The following is a 14,888-nucleotide window of genomic DNA, read 5'->3' as shown; positions in this document are numbered from 1 at the left end:
GCCCACCGGGAACAGCGCTATCCCGAATCACTAGAATAAACCTTGAGCGAATCGACGGGAAGAACTGGCGGCAAAAAAGAAAGCCGGAGAATTTGTCAATCCTCCGGCATCCATATCTTGTGTCTATATTGAATCAGATCAATATCTGTAGTGGTCAGACTTGAACGGGCCTTTCGGCGTTACACCGATATAGGCAGCCTGTTCTTCCGAAAGGACCGACAATTTTGCACCAAGCTTGTCGAGATGCAGGCGCGCAACCTTTTCATCAAGGTGCTTGGGCAGGACATAGACCTCGTTCTTGTACTTCTCACCACGGCTGTAGAGCTCGATCTGGGCAAGTACCTGGTTGGTGAACGAGGCGGACATGACAAAGCTCGGATGGCCAGTTGCGTTGCCGAGATTGAGCAGGCGGCCTTCCGACAGCAGCAGCAGGCGCTTGCCATCCGGGAACTCGATCATGTCGACCTGCGGCTTGATATTCGTCCACTTGAGATTGCGCAGCGCGACGACCTGGATCTCATTGTCAAAGTGGCCGATATTGCCGACGATAACCATGTCCTTCATCTTGCGCATTGCATCAAGAGTAATGACGTCCTTGTTACCCGTCGTCGTGATGACGATATCGGCGGTCGGGGCCGCATCTTCGAGCGTAACGACTTCGAAGCCATCCATGGCGGCCTGCAGGGCGCAAATCGGATCGACTTCCGTCACCTTGACGCGCGCCCCGGCGCCGTTGAGCGATTGAGCCGAACCCTTGCCGACGTCGCCATAGCCGCAGACCACGGCAACCTTACCTGCCATCATGACATCGGTAGCGCGACGGATGCCATCGACGAGCGATTCCTTGCAGCCATACTTGTTGTCGAACTTCGACTTGGTAACACTGTCATTGACGTTAATGGCCGGGAAGGGCAGCAGGCCCTTCTTCTGCAACTGATAAAGACGGTTGACCCCCGTCGTCGTCTCTTCCGTCACGCCCTTGATCGCTTCGCGCTGTTTCGTGAAGAAGCCCGGCGTTTCCTTCATGCGCTTCCTGATCTGCGCGAACAGGATTTCCTCTTCCTCGCTGCCGGGGTTCGAGAGGACATCTTCACCAGCTTCGGCGCGTGCGCCGACAAGGATATACATGGTGGCATCGCCGCCATCATCGAGGATCATGTTCGAAGGCTGACCGTCCGGCCACTGGAAAATCTGGTCCGTATAGGTCCAATACTCTTCGAGGGTTTCGCCCTTGACTGCGAAGACCGGCGTGCCGGTGGCGGCAATTGCTGCTGCTGCGTGATCCTGGGTCGAGAAGATGTTGCACGAGGCCCAGCGGACCTTGGCACCAAGGACCTGCAAAGTTTCGATCAGAACTGCGGTCTGGATCGTCATATGGAGCGAGCCCGTGATCCGGGCGCCCTTCAGCGGCTGCGACGGGCCGAATTCCTCACGACTCGCCATCAGGCCCGGCATCTCTGTCTCAGCGATCTCGATTTCCTTGCGACCCCACGCGGCCAATTCAAGGTCCTTGACGACGTAATCCTGCTTCTCGGCCATGTTTGCCAACTCCGTTTTTCGCAAATTCGTTATGGCCGCTCGATCAAAAGAGGCGGCCGGAGATGGTGTTGACTAGCAGATTAGGGGGCCGCGCACAATGGGATATAAAGAAATCCTTATGCGTGCATATGCAGCGGACCTCAGATATGGGGATTGCGGGCACCAATAACCGCGTCAGGCTTCCTCGCCAAACTTGTCGGCGATCAAGGCGCCGAGCGCATGCATCACCTCACGCGCCTGAATTCCCGACGCACTGACCTTGATGCAGCAGCCAGGCGAAGCCGCTAGCATCATGAGGCCCATGATTGAGGTGCCGCCAACTGTCATGCCATCCTTTTCCACGCGCACGTGGGCATCGAAGCCATCGACGAGTTGAACGAACTTGGCTGAAGCGCGCGCGTGCAATCCGCGCCGATTGATGATCTCGAATGACTCCACAAGCGCGCTATCCGGATCGAATGTACCGGTCGTTTCTGCAGTCAGACGCATTCATGACCTCTATTTGGCTGTCAGCACCTGGCTGGCCACGTTGATGTATTTTCGTCCGGCGTCCTGGCCCTCGCGCAACGATGCCGCCATGTCATTGGTCAGGCGTACACTCGAGAGCTTGATAAGCATGGGCAGGTTTACCCCGGCTATTACTTCGATCTTGCCCGATTCCATAACGGAAATGGCAAGATTGGAAGGCGTTCCGCCAAACATATCCGTCAGGATGATGACGCCTGAACCGTTGTCGGCGCGGGCAACAGCATCGACGATATCCCGGCGACGCTGTTCCATGTCATCATCCGCACCGATGGATACGGTTTCCAAATATTCCTGCTGGCCGACCACATGCTCAACAGCATGGTGAAATTCTTCGGCCAGTCTTCCGTGCGTCACAAGCACGAGTCCGATCATTCTGAAACTGCTCCTGTCGCGCTGCGCCCTTCAGATTGGGCTTTTTTCTGCGCATTGAATGCCCCGTTTGGCAGGTGTCGCATTCTGGCAGGACGAATCGCGAAGGCAAGTGGAAAAATGGCACCAACAAGACGCACAGTCATTTTATCGCAGTACATAAGATCAAGCATTTGGATTAGCTGAGGAATTTTTTCCATGGAGGGTCGAAGAGCCTTGCTTCTATGGCCCTGCAGGCTGCCTCGACTTCTCGTTCAGGTAGGCGAAGGCGCTGAATTGCGACGCCCTGAAGTTGCACCCTATCGTCACCGGCAAATCGAATTGCGCTGGCTGCACCAACGAGTTCGACGGCAAGATGAATGATGGCGGCGGCTTCATGGTCGACGGCGTGCAGGCCCGACCCGCGCACCTCCAACCCGGCCTGAAGCGAGGTTGGCGCCTCACAGACGAGACGCCCGGACAACGCACGCAATTGACATTGATCGTCACTCACCAGCGCGGCAAACGAGCCTCTCGCATTCGCGCGGTCAACAAGCGCTCGTGCAATAGACGACTTGCCGGCACCTGACGGCCCCGTAATCAGGACACCTCGGTCGCCCACGATGACGGCCGTTGCATGAAGGAGCTCCGCTCGCGCGGGGACTTGGCTGGTCATCAGGCCTCGACCGGAAGGATAGCGGTAAAGCGCGCGCCGAGGTAGTTTTCAGGATCCTTGGAATCGAGGATGTTTTCGGCATTGAGCGTGCCCCCATGCGCCTCGATGATCTGGCGGCTGATTGACAGCCCGAGACCGGAGTTCTGGCCGAACGCCTCACCCGAAGGGCGGTCCGTATAGAATCGCTCGAAGATACGATCGATCTGCTCGACCCGGATGCCGGGACCGTTGTCTTCCACCAGGATGCGAATGCGATCGCCCATATGCTGCAGCGAAACGGTAATGACGCCGCCTTCTTCCGGTACGAATGACCGCGCATTCTCGATGAGGTTCGACACGACTTGTCCAAGCCGAAGATCGTGGCCAACGACATAGAATCCCTTCCTGTTGTAGGGAAGCTTGCCGACTAACAATTCGATCCGCGTGTTCTTCTTGTTGCGCCGGACCTCACGGGCAGCGGTAACGAGATTACCGACGAGCATCTTGAGATCGACATGCTCGGAATCCTCGCGCGCCAATTCGGCATCGAGGCGCGACGCATCCGAAATATCGGTGATCAGCCGGTCGAGCCGTTTTACATCATGCTGGATTACATCCATCAGCCGCTTGCGCGATTCATCGTTCTTTGCAATCGGCAGGGTCTCAACGGCGCTGCGCAGCGAGGTGAGCGGGTTCTTCAGTTCGTGGCTGACATCGGCCGCAAAGCTCTCGATCGACTCGATGCGGGCGTAGAGCGCATTGGTCATGTCGCGGATCGACGTCGACAGGTGGCCGATTTCATCCTGGCGTTCGGAGAAATCCGGGATTTCCTCGCGGTTCTTCACGCCATGGCGCACACGGTCGGCCGCTGCAGCGAGCCGGCGTAAGGGATTTGCGATAGTGGATGCTAGAAACAGCGAAAGGATCGCCATGACTAAGGCGGCGACCGTGAAGACACGAATGATGGCGTAGCGCTCGCCCTGGACGATCTTGTCGATGTCGCCCCCTTCCGTCGAGAGCAGCAGCACGCCAAGGACAGCGCGGAACCGCTGTATCGGCACGGCCACGGAAACGATTTGCTCGCCCTTCTCCGTCATCCGGACGACGGTGGCCGGTGAGCCGGTCAGCGCCTTGACGATTTCCGGGTAGGATGAGCCATTGCCGCCCGGCTGTTCCTGATAGATCGGGAGATCACTCCGGCGCAGAAGTCGGGTCATGCGGTTGGTCAGGCGCTCGAAGAAAGTCGGTTCTTCGCCATCGATGGGCGGCAGTTCGTAGCGCAGCACTTGTCCGCGTGAGTAAAGGTGGCGTGAATCGAGAAGGAGGTTGGAGTCGCGGTCATAGATGCGGGCGCGCGTTCGCGTTGGTGAAATCAGGCGGCGAAGCACCGGGGCGACACGCTCGGGGTTGATCGGAAAATCGAGATTGTCGAGAACATCTGGCGATGGAGTGATGCTCTGGCCTGCCTGCAGTTCAAGCAGTTTCTCTGGATCGATGGCGATCGAGTTCGTATCGACCGTCGCGGACGAGGCAATGGCCCCGGCGATGATCTCCCCTTGCGTCATCAGGCTTTCCACCCGCGCATCGATCAACCCGTCGCGAAACTGGTTGAGATACATGATGCCGGACAGGAGAACCGCAAGACCGGCCAGGTTGAGAAACAGGATGCGCCGGGTCAGGCTCGAAAATAGGTAGTTGCCGAAGACGCGATTGAGCGGCTTGAAAAAACGCCGCAAGGCAAGCGAACGCTTGCGACGCATGACGGCGCTTTTGCGCGTGATATTGCCGCTTTGTAGCCCGGCTACCATTTATTCCTCAGAAACCTCAATCGCGGTGTCTCATGGCATCCATGTCGCCACGAGACAACCTTGTTTTACAGCGGATCACGCGCCTGTGAAAGCAAAGGTCCGCTTCGCGTTCAATCAATCAAAGTATACCCGCGCTATTGTATCAGGTTTCACGAAAACGGTAGCCCACACCGTACAGTGTTTCGATCATGTCGAAGTCGTCGTCGACAACCTTGAACTTCTTGCGGAGGCGTTTGATATGGCTATCGATCGTACGATCGTCAACATAGACCTGCTCATCATAGGCGGCATCCATGAGCGCATCGCGGCTTTTGACCACGCCAGGACGCTGGGCGAGCGAGTGCAGGATCAGGAATTCAGTGACCGTCAGCGTAACCGGCTCTCCCATCCATGTGCAGGTGTGACGCTCCTGGTCCATGACGAGCTGGCCGCGTTCGAGCGACTTTGCCTGGGGGCTTCCCGGTTTGACCGTGCCATCGCGCGCGGCGACGCGGCGCAAGACAGCCTTGACCCGCTCCACGAGAAGGCGCTGCGAGAACGGCTTGGTGATGAAATCATCGGCGCCCATCTTGAGGCCGAACAATTCGTCGATCTCATCATCCTTGGACGTAAGAAAGATAACGGGTAAATCGGACTTCTGGCGCAGACGGCGAAGCAATTCCATGCCGTCCATACGTGGCATCTTGATGTCGAAAATGGCAAGGTTCGGCGGGCGGGCCATCAAGCCATCGAGCGCGGACGCACCATCCGTATAGGTCTCGACACGATAACCTTCCGATTCAAGCGCAATCGAAACGGAGGTCAGAATGTTGCGATCGTCGTCGACGAGCGCGATCGTCTGCATTGCGGGTACTTCCCTCATGCGCTGTCTTTCCTTATGCCATTGGTCTGCATCCGCTTGTGCAGTACAAATTAGGTACAAAATGTGGCACAGATCCGCGACCATGTCATCCTCGGCGGTACCCTTCGCTCTTACGTAAAGGGAAGATAGCCGAATTTTCCCTTTAGTTAAACCGATTTAAAAATATTTAAATTCTTTAAATCGATTAAATATTTGATACTATTCGATTTTTCTGCTTTTGACGAGGGGTGGCCGCATTCTTGCACGACTGTGCGAGAAGGCGGCAAACGTTTCTATTGACCCTAACAACGGCGGACACATGACTAGAGAAACCGGTATTCACAACGCGGCAATCGCGCTCGGCAACTCAGGCTTGAAGGAACTTTCGGCGGTTTATTACAACCTCGAAGCAGCAGAACTCTATGAAGAAGTCGTGCGCCGCGGCGAAGCACAGCTTACGGCCCAAGGTGCACTTGTCGCCCGGACCGGTCAGCACACTGGCCGGTCGCCAAAGGACAAGTTCGTGGTCCGCGATGGGTCCACCGAATCCCACGTATGGTGGGATAACAACGCCCCTATGTCACCGGAATCCTTCGAATTGCTCTATGCCGATTTCATGGAGCAGGCAAAGGGCAAGGAGCTGTTCGTGCAGGATCTCGTCGGCGGCGCCGATGACGATTACAAGCTCAACACCCGGGTGATCACAGAGTTTGCCTGGCACTCACTGTTCATCCGCAATCTGTTGATCCGCCCCGCGCGCGAAGCGCTTTCGAGCTTCGTGCCGCAGATGACGATTATCGACCTGCCGTCGTTCCGCGCCGATCCAGCCCGCCACGGCACACGGACGGAGACGGTCATCGCTGTCGATCTCAATCGGCTGATCGTCCTTATCGGCGGTTCGGCCTATGCCGGCGAGATGAAGAAATCCGTGTTCACGGCGCTGAACTATATTCTCCCCGCCAAGGGCGTGATGCCGATGCATTGCTCCGCCAATGAAGGACCGAATGGCGATACAGCCGTATTCTTCGGGCTGTCGGGCACCGGGAAGACCACATTGTCGGCGGATCCTTCGCGCACGCTCATCGGCGACGATGAACATGGCTGGGGCGAACACGGCGTCTTCAATTTCGAAGGCGGCTGCTACGCAAAGACGATCCGACTTTCGCCGGAGGCTGAACCGGAAATCTACGCAACGACCCAGCGCTTCGGTACCGTACTCGAGAACGTCGTCCTCGACGCAAACCGCCAGCCGGACTTCAATGACGGATCGCTGACCGAGAATACTCGCTGCGCCTATCCTCTCGATTTCATTCCGAATGCATCGAAGACCGGAAAGGCCGGCCATCCGAAGAATATCATCATGCTGACCGCCGATGCGTTCGGCGTCATGCCACCGATCGCAAAACTGACCCCGGCTCAGGCGATGTATCACTTCCTTTCCGGCTATACGGCCAAGGTTGCGGGCACCGAACGCGGCGTTACGGAGCCTGAAGCGACGTTCTCCACTTGCTTCGGCGCGCCATTCATGCCGCGCCATCCTTCCGAATACGGCAACCTCCTGCGGGAACTGATCGCAGAGCATGGCGTCGATTGTTGGCTGGTCAATACCGGCTGGACCGGCGGGGCGTATGGTACGGGCAAGCGCATGCCGATCAAGGCAACGCGGGCGCTTCTCTCCGCGGCGCTCGACGGCTCGCTGAAGAATGTCGAGTTCCGTACTGATCCAAACTTTGGTTTTGCTGTGCCTGTTTCGGTTCCCGGCGTCGACCAATCCATTCTCGACCCTCGCTCGACCTGGGTCGACAAGGCAGCCTACGATGCCCAGGCGGTGAACCTGGTCGATATGTTCATTCGCAATTTCGGCAAGTTCGAAAGCCATGTGGACAGTGATATAAGGGCCGCGGCGCCACATACGCCGGTCGCAGCAGAATAGCCGGGCACCTCGTAAAAAAGCCCCCGTCACCGTACCGGCGGGGCTTTTTGCATTTCATGCCTGTTTCATGCTGCTTTGCGCGAATCAAAGATTGGGTTACCAATCCGGCATGGAAGAAAGCCGCACCCGGATCAGAATCACCAACCGGATCTGGATCGACGAAAGCGATCTGGAGGAAAGCTTCATTCGCTCGGCTGGCCCCGGCGGGCAGAACGTCAACAAAGTGTCGACAGCAGTGCAGTTGCGATTTCTCGCGGCGCGCGCGGGGTTACCCGATGACGTCTTTACGCGCCTTCTCAAGCTTGCCGGCCAGCGCGCAACAAAGGATGGCGATATTCTTATCGAAGCGAGCCGCTTCCGAACGCAGGAGCGCAACCGGGAAGACGCGCGCGAGCGCATGATCGCGCTGATTGCCAAGGCCGCCGAGCCGCCACCGCCACCGCGCAAGAAAACCAAGCCCACGAAGGGTTCTATCGAACGACGGCTCAAGGCAAAATCCGGCCGGTCCGACGTAAAGAAAATGCGCGGCAGGGTAACGGGAGACTAGGACCTCGTGATCTTGAATAGCGGCAGCGCGATTTTCTTGCCTTTTCAAGTCCTTCAGGGAATGCCACAACTGCACATGTCGGTTTGAACAATTATCAGGAGCCAGTGATGGGACTGTTTGATTTCGTTAAATCCGTAGGCAAGAAAATAGGCATTGGCGATGACGAGCCTAAGGCCGAAGACCTCAAGAAGGAGCTCGACTCCCATAAGCTGGGGACTGAGAACGTCGAGGTCGTGGTCGAGGGCGACAAGGCAGTCCTGAAAGGCAATGTCACCAATCAGGAAATCCTGGAGAAGGCGATCATCGCTGTCGGCAATTCCCTTGGTATCTCCAAGGTGGAAACCGATGATCTCAAGATCGATAGTGCGACGACCGGATCGGTGGCGAAGGCTCCCGTGTTCTACACGGTTAAGAAGGGCGACAATCTGTGGAAGATCGCCGAAGCCCAGTACGGCAAGGGCAAGGGCGCCAAGAACACGCTTATCTTCGAAGCCAACAAGCCGATGCTCACTCATCCGGACAAGATTTACCCCGGCCAGGTGCTGCGCATTCCCGAACTCTAGTAACGCTTCAATCGCACGGCCCGGCAATTGCCGGGCCGGGTAAGCTTCCTGTTTTTGCATTAAAACGATGATCCTGCTCGCGCCCGGCATTCGCTACTATCCGGATTATTTCGACCAAGCGACACAGGTCGCGCTGGTTGATAATATCAGGGCGGTTGTAGCAAAGGCGCCGCTCTACGTTCCGGCGATGCCGAGAACCGGCAAGGAAATGAGCGTGCGCATGACCAATTGCGGCTCGCTCGGTTGGGTCACCGACAAGGAGCAGGGCTACCGCTATCAGCCCATGCACCCGGTCACGCTGGAGCCTTGGCCGCCCATACCCGAACGCCTGCTTTCCCTCTGGCAGGCTGTTGCAGAATTCCCATTGCCCCCTGAGGCCTGTCTCGTGAATTTCTATTCGGAGAGCGCGAAAATGGGACAGCATCAGGACCGCGACGAGCAGAATTTTGATGTACCGGTTGTCTCGGTCTCGCTCGGCGATGCCTGCCAATTCCGTTTCGGCGGTACAAGACGCACCGAAAAGACACAGTCGATCCGGTTATCAAGTGGCGATGTTATCGTTCTGGGGGGCGAAGGGCGCCTCGCCTATCATGGGGTCGACCGCATCTATCCCGGAACGTCGATGCTGCTGAAAGGTACGGGCCGAATCAATCTGACGCTGCGCCGCGTTACAGCTTCCTGAGTGCAACTTCCTCGATCAGGTGATTATCAGCCTTGCGAAGGATGAGATCGGCGCGGGGCCGTGTCGGCAGGATGTTTTCGCGCAGGTTCTTCAGATTGATATTGGCCCAGAGGCTTTCGCCGATGGCACGGGCTGCATCTTCGGAGATGGTCGAATACCGATGGAAGAACGAGCTTGGATCGCGGAACGCCGTCTCCCGCAGCCGCATGAACCGGCTAATATACCATTTGTGGATCTGCTCTTCATCGGCATCGATATAGATCGAGAAATCGAAGAAGTCGGAAACGAACGGCACCATCTTGCCGTCCTCCGGCAGATCGCGGACCTGCAGAACGTTAATGCCTTCGAAAATCAGGATGTCGGGCGCGTCAACCGTCTGGAATTGCCCAGGCAGCACGTCATAGGTCAAATGCGAGTAGAGCGGCGCGTTGACATTGCGCTGACCGGCCTTGATAGACGAAAGGAAGCGCAGAACCATGCCGACATCGTAGCTTTCGGGAAAGCCCTTGCGCTCCATTAGCCCCTTGGCGCGCAGAACTTCGTTCGGGTAGAGAAACCCGTCGGTTGTTACTAGATCGACTTTGGGGCTCGACGGCCAGCGCGCCAGCAATTCCTTCAACACGCGCGCGGTCGTCGATTTACCCACCGCAACGGAACCCGCAATACCGATGATGAATGGCGTCTTGAACGCCTCGCTGGTGTTGAGAAACCGGCGTCGCTGGTAGAACAGCAGTTGGCTCGCCTCCACATGCGCGGACAACAACCGCGACAGCGACAGGTAAATCCGTGTGACTTCGTCAAGGTCGATCGGATCGTTGAGCGAACGAAGGCGCTTCACCTCGTCGTAGGTCAACGTCATGGGCGTGTCGGCGCGAAATTCCGCCCAGCGCTCGGCACTAAAGAAGCGGTAAGGTGAAAATTCGCTGGGTGCCAACTGGTCCATGACTTCCCCTTCCCTCTGCCGTTCGCTTGCCGAAGTCCGAAACATGATCAGCCCTGACCGCGCGCAGCTTTTTCCTCAAGCCCGGTTTGCGCCGTCCGCCGTTCAAGTTCGGCAAGGACGTCAGCGAGCTTGATGCCCGAGATTCCAAGAACAACGACAAGATGATAGAGCAAATCGGCGCTCTCCGAAACAATACCCTTGGCATCGCCAGAGACAGCAGCAATTACAGTTTCAACCGCCTCTTCACCGAGCTTTTGGCTGGCCTTGCCTATACCCTTGGCATAAAGGCTCGCCGTGTAGGAGTTGGCGTCGCCAGAGTTGGCACGCTCGGCAATGATGCGTTCGAGATCACTAAGGGTGAATGTGGTCATTGGGTTGTCTCCAGCGTCAGCGGACGGGATCAAGGCGCATCGGAATACCGGCGGCCGCCATGTGAGCCTTGGCTTCACTGATCGAATACGTGCCAAAATGGAAGATCGATGCCGCGAGGACGGCGGACGCGTGGCCTTCAAGGACGCCTTCGACCAGGTGGTCAAGATTACCCGCCCCTCCCGAAGCAATGAGCGGCACCTTGACCGCGTCGGCTATGGCGCGCGTAACTGGAATGTCATAGCCGATCTTTGATCCATCGCGATCCATCGACGTCAGCAGAATTTCACCCGCACCGAGATCGACCACCTTGCGGGCAAATTCCACGGCATCGATGCCGGTGGCCTGCCTGCCGCCGTGTGTGAAGATTTCCCAGCGGTTGGTCTCGCCGTCGCCTGATACTTTCTTCGCGTCGATCGCAACGACAATGCATTGATTGCCGAACTTGTCAGCTGCTTCAGCGATGAATTCCGGGTTGTTGACGGCGGCGGTGTTGATCGAGACCTTGTCGGCTCCGGCAAGGAGCAGCTTGCGTATATCGGCCACGGTGCGTACGCCCCCGCCGACTGTCAGCGGCATGAAGCATTGCTCGGCAGTGCGGGCGACGACATCGAAGATCGTTTCGCGATTATCCGATGAGGCGGTGATGTCGAGGAAGCAGAGTTCATCGGCACCTGCTGCGTCATAGGCCTTGGCCGCCTCGACCGGATCACCGGCATCGATCAAATCCACGAAATTGACGCCCTTGACCACGCGGCCGTCCTTGACGTCGAGACAGGGAATGACACGGGCTTTAAGGGTCATGCGGCACGTTCCCTTGCTTCGCGAAGCACTCTCAACGCTTCCGTAGGTTCAATCCGACCATCATAGAGCGCGCGGCCGGAGATCGCGCCTTCGAGCCGCGCCGCATCTGGCATCGTCATACGCACGATATCGGCGATCGAGGCGAGTCCACCCGACGCAATGACCGGTATGGACACCGCTTCTGCCAGTTGCAGCGTCGATTCCCAGTTGATGCCGGCCAGAACCCCGTCACGATCAATGTCGGTATAGATGATTGCGGCGACGCCTGCGCCTTCGAATTTCCTGGCAAGTTCAACGACGCCGAGCGTCGATGCTTCGACCCAGCCTTCGACCGCGACCTTGCCACCCTTGGCGTCGATGCCAACGGCGATCCTGCCAGGGAACCGCTTGCAGGCTTCGATCACCAGTGCGGGTTCGCGAACGGCGACAGTGCCGAGAATTACTCGCTTCAGACCTTTTGCCAGCCACGTTTCGATATGCTCGATCGTGCGGATGCCACCACCAAGCTGGACCGGATTATTCGTCGCCTTGAGGATGGCCTCGACCGCCGCGCCATTGACCGATTGTCCGGCGAAGGCGCCATTCAGGTCGACCACATGCAACCATTCGAAACCTTGATCCTCGAATTCCTTCGCCTGCGCCGCAGGATCGGCATTGTAGACCGTCGCCTGGTCCATATCGCCGAGCCGCAAACGCACGCATTGGCCGTCTTTCAGATCGATTGCCGGAAACAGGATCAAGGGTTCCACCTCAGAAAATTGGCGATGAGTGCGAGGCCAAGGGCCTGGCTCTTTTCCGGGTGAAACTGCGTCCCGGCCATGTTGTCATTGGCAACGGCGGCCGTAACGGTTCCGCCGTAGTCCGTAACGGCGACGACGTCGTTTTCAATCTCGGCATCAAGAAAATAGGAATGGACGAAATATGCGTGGAGGCCTTCCGGCCCAGTCTTTATGCCGTCGAAAAGTGGATGTGGCCGGGTGAGCCGAATGGTGTTCCAGCCAATCTGCGGGATTTTCAGCGCCGGATCGGACGGGACCATTTCGCGGACATCGCCCTTGATCCAGTCGAAGCCGGTGGAAATGGTCTTCTCGAGCCCTCGCGACGACATGAGTTGCATGCCGACGCAGATGCCGAGGAAAGGCCGCGCCTTTTCGACCGCAGCCTCGTGGATAGCCTCGACCATGCCGGGGACGGCATCGAGCCCCTTGCGGCAATCTGCATAGGCGCCAACCCCGGGTAGGACGATGCGGTCGGCGGAGCGAACGCGGTCGGCGTCGGCCGTCAGATCGATCTCCGCACCAATTCCCGACTCGCGGGACGCCCGCTCGAACGCCTTGGTGGCAGAACGCAGGTTGCCGGAACCGTAGTCGATAATGGCAACGCGCATGCTCAATTCTCTCCGCGGTGGCTTACGAGCCCGACCATTCCGCCCAGTACCGGCCGCGGCGCGGCCACAGACGGGGCTGCATCCGGGGGTCGGTTGGGCGAGACCCGAGATGCAACTGGGCGGAAACGTTCTGTTCCAAGAAACCAGATCGTTTCAGCGTCGGCGGCGTTATGTGCGTCGACAACGCCTGCAAGTCGGAAACCGCGGCGCTCCAGGGCTGCCGCGCGCCAGCTGTTCGCCTCAAGGCCGACCAGAATCGAAACCAAAATTCCGATCAGCGCGGCCGCGCCATCTTGCCCCGTAAAGCTGCCAACTGCGGAAATCGCGACGCCGGCAGCAAGTACCAAAATCGCCTCGAACCACAACCGATGAAAGAGCAGCCAGACGAACGGGAGGACAAAAGCGAGAAACACAAAGCCATCGCGAATGAAGACGGTCTTGTCCTCGTCGCGTTCGCCGTTTTCCGGTCGCGGTGCCAACACAAGGAAGCTCGCCATGCCCGAAGTCCTCTCGTCAGCCGTTCAATGTGCCCTTGGTGGAAGGAATAACATCTTTCTGACGCGGATCGCTTTCGATCGCGTTACGTAACGTGCGCGCCACCGCCTTGAAACAGGTTTCGGCAATATGATGGTTGTTGGCGCCATAGAGGTTCGTTACGTGCAGGGTGACCCCGGCATTTTGCGACAAGGCCTGGAAGAACTCGCGCACAAGCTCGGTATCGAACGTGCCGATTTTGGGCGACGAAAACTCGACCTGCCAGACAAGAAACGACCTGCCTGAGACGTCGAGTGCCGCCCGGGTCAGAGTCTCGTCCATCGCAAGGTCGAGCGAGGCATAGCGATTGATGCCACGACGGTCGCCGAGAGCCTTGGCGATCGCCAGGCCAATGGCGATTCCTGTATCCTCCACGGTATGATGGTCGTCGATGTGAAGGTCACCCTTGGCCCTTATGTCCATGTCGATCAACGAATGGCGCGAGAGCTGCTCCAGCATGTGGTCGAAGAAACCGACGCCCGTTGACACGTTGAACGTGCCCGTACCGTCCAGATCGACCGAAACGGCAATGCTGGTTTCCTTGGTGGTGCGCTCGATCTTCGCCGTGCGTTTGTTAGGGCTGCTCATTTAATGTTTCCCGCCACATGGGTTCTGCAAGCTGGCTTTCAATTCTGGCCTTCTAGAACATGGACGCCGAATCTCCAAATGCTTTGATAGGCGAGTTTCCCGCAGCATTTGCATTTCCTTGCCTGCGTCATACATATGGAGCACACAAGGGGTTCGATCTGCTGCCAATTGGGGCATAATCGGGCCTGCTTGAAGGAGAACTCTATGCAAGAACACAATCCCTCCACCATGTACGGCACGACCATCGTTACGGTCCGCAAGAACGGCAAGGTCGTCATTGCCGGCGACGGACAGGTCAGTCTCGGCAACACGGTCATGAAGGGCAATGCACGAAAGGTGCGCCGCATCGGCAAGGGCAATGTTATTGCCGGATTCGCCGGCGCGACCGCTGATGCCTTTACCCTTCTTGAACGTCTCGAAACCAAGCTTGAACAGTATCCCGACCAGCTGATGCGCGCCTGCGTCGAACTTGCCAAGGATTGGCGAACTGACCGCTATCTGCGTCGCCTCGAGGCAATGATGCTGGTCGCCGACAAATCGGTTACGCTTGCCCTCACCGGCACGGGCGATGTACTCGAGCCTGAACACGGCGTCATGGCGATCGGCTCCGGCGGCAATTACGCCCTTGCCGCGGCACGCGCGCTTGCGGACACGGACCTCAGCGCCGAGGAAATTGCGCGCAAGGCCATGCAGATCGCCGCAGACATCTGCGTCTTTACCAATACGAGCGTCACCCTCGAGGGCATCGATGCCGAATGAGCCGCACTACCACTACCGCTTCATTCCGGTCGAACCCCGCCACCTGAACATGATCATGGA

18 protein-coding genes are annotated in these 14,888 nt (G+C 57.8%); 5 read left to right on the top strand and 13 right to left on the bottom strand.

Features of this window, described 5'->3' with window-relative positions; genetic code table 11:
- Window positions 1-138: 138 nt before the first annotated feature.
- The 6 genes from ahcY to AAAB35_RS05765 form a co-directional block, all read right to left on the bottom strand.
- Window positions 139-1,539 carry an adenosylhomocysteinase gene (gene ahcY, locus AAAB35_RS05790; protein WP_340667267.1) on the bottom strand — a complete coding sequence of 467 codons (1,401 nt, stop codon included), beginning with the start codon at window positions 1,537-1,539 and terminating at the stop codon, window positions 139-141.
- A gap of 174 nt (window positions 1,540-1,713) precedes the next feature.
- Window positions 1,714-2,028 carry an HPr family phosphocarrier protein gene (locus tag AAAB35_RS05785; RefSeq protein WP_340667266.1) on the bottom strand — a complete coding sequence of 105 codons (315 nt, stop codon included), beginning with the start codon at window positions 2,026-2,028 and terminating at the stop codon, window positions 1,714-1,716.
- A 9-nt stretch (window positions 2,029-2,037) separates the two neighbouring features.
- Window positions 2,038-2,439, bottom strand: coding sequence for a PTS sugar transporter subunit IIA (locus tag AAAB35_RS05780; protein WP_027230905.1), 402 nt, complete (start codon window positions 2,437-2,439; stop codon window positions 2,038-2,040).
- Window positions 2,440-2,614: 175 nt separating this feature from the next.
- Complete coding sequence (locus tag AAAB35_RS05775) at window positions 2,615-3,091, bottom strand: HPr kinase/phosphorylase (RefSeq protein WP_340667265.1); 477 nt, start codon at window positions 3,089-3,091, stop codon at window positions 2,615-2,617.
- Window positions 3,091-4,878: a sensor histidine kinase gene (locus AAAB35_RS05770; protein WP_340667264.1), complete on the bottom strand. Its 1,788-nt coding sequence runs from the start codon at window positions 4,876-4,878 to the stop codon at window positions 3,091-3,093. Before AAAB35_RS05770 ends, AAAB35_RS05775 begins: the two co-directional genes overlap by 1 nt.
- Window positions 4,879-5,020: 142 nt before the next feature.
- Window positions 5,021-5,740 (bottom strand): response regulator transcription factor, encoded by a 720-nt coding sequence (locus tag AAAB35_RS05765; protein ID WP_027230908.1) that lies wholly within the window; start codon window positions 5,738-5,740, stop codon window positions 5,021-5,023.
- A gap of 298 nt (window positions 5,741-6,038) precedes the next feature.
- Here AAAB35_RS05765 and AAAB35_RS05760 point away from each other — a divergent pair, with 298 nt between their 5' ends.
- From AAAB35_RS05760 to AAAB35_RS05745, 4 genes are all read left to right on the top strand, one after another.
- Window positions 6,039-7,652, top strand: a complete 1,614-nt coding sequence (locus AAAB35_RS05760; RefSeq protein WP_340667263.1) for a phosphoenolpyruvate carboxykinase — start codon at window positions 6,039-6,041, stop codon at window positions 7,650-7,652.
- A 109-nt stretch (window positions 7,653-7,761) separates the two neighbouring features.
- Complete coding sequence (arfB, locus tag AAAB35_RS05755; RefSeq protein ID WP_340667262.1) at window positions 7,762-8,199, top strand: alternative ribosome rescue aminoacyl-tRNA hydrolase ArfB; 438 nt, start codon at window positions 7,762-7,764, stop codon at window positions 8,197-8,199.
- Window positions 8,200-8,306: 107 nt separating this feature from the next.
- Window positions 8,307-8,762 carry a peptidoglycan-binding protein LysM gene (lysM, locus tag AAAB35_RS05750; protein WP_340667261.1) on the top strand — a complete coding sequence of 152 codons (456 nt, stop codon included), beginning with the start codon at window positions 8,307-8,309 and terminating at the stop codon, window positions 8,760-8,762.
- A 67-nt stretch (window positions 8,763-8,829) separates the two neighbouring features.
- Window positions 8,830-9,444, top strand: coding sequence for an alpha-ketoglutarate-dependent dioxygenase AlkB (locus AAAB35_RS05745; RefSeq protein ID WP_340667260.1), 615 nt, complete (start codon window positions 8,830-8,832; stop codon window positions 9,442-9,444).
- Here AAAB35_RS05745 and coaA read toward each other — a convergent pair.
- Genes coaA through hisB form a run of 7 tightly spaced genes read right to left on the bottom strand, consistent with a single transcriptional unit; the run spans window position 9,431 to window position 14,069 of the window.
- Window positions 9,431-10,387 carry a type I pantothenate kinase gene (gene coaA, locus AAAB35_RS05740; RefSeq protein ID WP_340667259.1) on the bottom strand — a complete coding sequence of 319 codons (957 nt, stop codon included), beginning with the start codon at window positions 10,385-10,387 and terminating at the stop codon, window positions 9,431-9,433. The genes AAAB35_RS05745 and coaA overlap by 14 nt on opposite strands.
- A gap of 47 nt (window positions 10,388-10,434) precedes the next feature.
- Window positions 10,435-10,758 (bottom strand): phosphoribosyl-ATP diphosphatase, encoded by a 324-nt coding sequence (locus AAAB35_RS05735; protein ID WP_340667258.1) that lies wholly within the window; start codon window positions 10,756-10,758, stop codon window positions 10,435-10,437.
- 16 nt (window positions 10,759-10,774) lie between these two features.
- A complete protein-coding gene (gene hisF, locus AAAB35_RS05730; RefSeq protein ID WP_340667257.1) occupies window positions 10,775-11,560 on the bottom strand; it encodes an imidazole glycerol phosphate synthase subunit HisF in 786 nt (261 codons plus the stop codon).
- Window positions 11,557-12,300, bottom strand: a complete 744-nt coding sequence (hisA, locus tag AAAB35_RS05725) for a 1-(5-phosphoribosyl)-5-[(5-phosphoribosylamino)methylideneamino]imidazole-4-carboxamide isomerase (protein WP_340667256.1) — start codon at window positions 12,298-12,300, stop codon at window positions 11,557-11,559. The genes hisF and hisA overlap by 4 nt, the downstream gene beginning before the upstream one ends.
- Window positions 12,297-12,947 (bottom strand): imidazole glycerol phosphate synthase subunit HisH, encoded by a 651-nt coding sequence (gene hisH, locus AAAB35_RS05720; RefSeq protein ID WP_340667255.1) that lies wholly within the window; start codon window positions 12,945-12,947, stop codon window positions 12,297-12,299. Before hisH ends, hisA begins: the two co-directional genes overlap by 4 nt.
- A gap of 2 nt (window positions 12,948-12,949) precedes the next feature.
- Window positions 12,950-13,444 carry a DUF2628 domain-containing protein gene (locus tag AAAB35_RS05715; protein ID WP_340667254.1) on the bottom strand — a complete coding sequence of 165 codons (495 nt, stop codon included), beginning with the start codon at window positions 13,442-13,444 and terminating at the stop codon, window positions 12,950-12,952.
- A gap of 16 nt (window positions 13,445-13,460) precedes the next feature.
- Window positions 13,461-14,069, bottom strand: coding sequence for an imidazoleglycerol-phosphate dehydratase HisB (gene hisB / locus AAAB35_RS05710; RefSeq protein ID WP_340667253.1), 609 nt, complete (start codon window positions 14,067-14,069; stop codon window positions 13,461-13,463).
- Window positions 14,070-14,273: 204 nt separating this feature from the next.
- Between hisB and hslV the strand changes: the two genes are divergently transcribed.
- On the top strand, window positions 14,274-14,828 hold the full coding sequence (hslV, locus tag AAAB35_RS05705; RefSeq protein WP_340667252.1) for an ATP-dependent protease subunit HslV: 555 nt from the start codon (window positions 14,274-14,276) through the stop codon (window positions 14,826-14,828).
- Window positions 14,829-14,888: the final 60 nt, after the last annotated feature.

It is taken from the genome of Phyllobacterium sp. (assembly GCF_037994425.1).
Taxonomy (GTDB): Bacteria; Pseudomonadota; Alphaproteobacteria; order Rhizobiales; family Rhizobiaceae; genus Phyllobacterium.
Note: the sequence above shows the minus strand (reverse complement) of the source record. Positions and strands in the feature narration are given on the sequence as shown.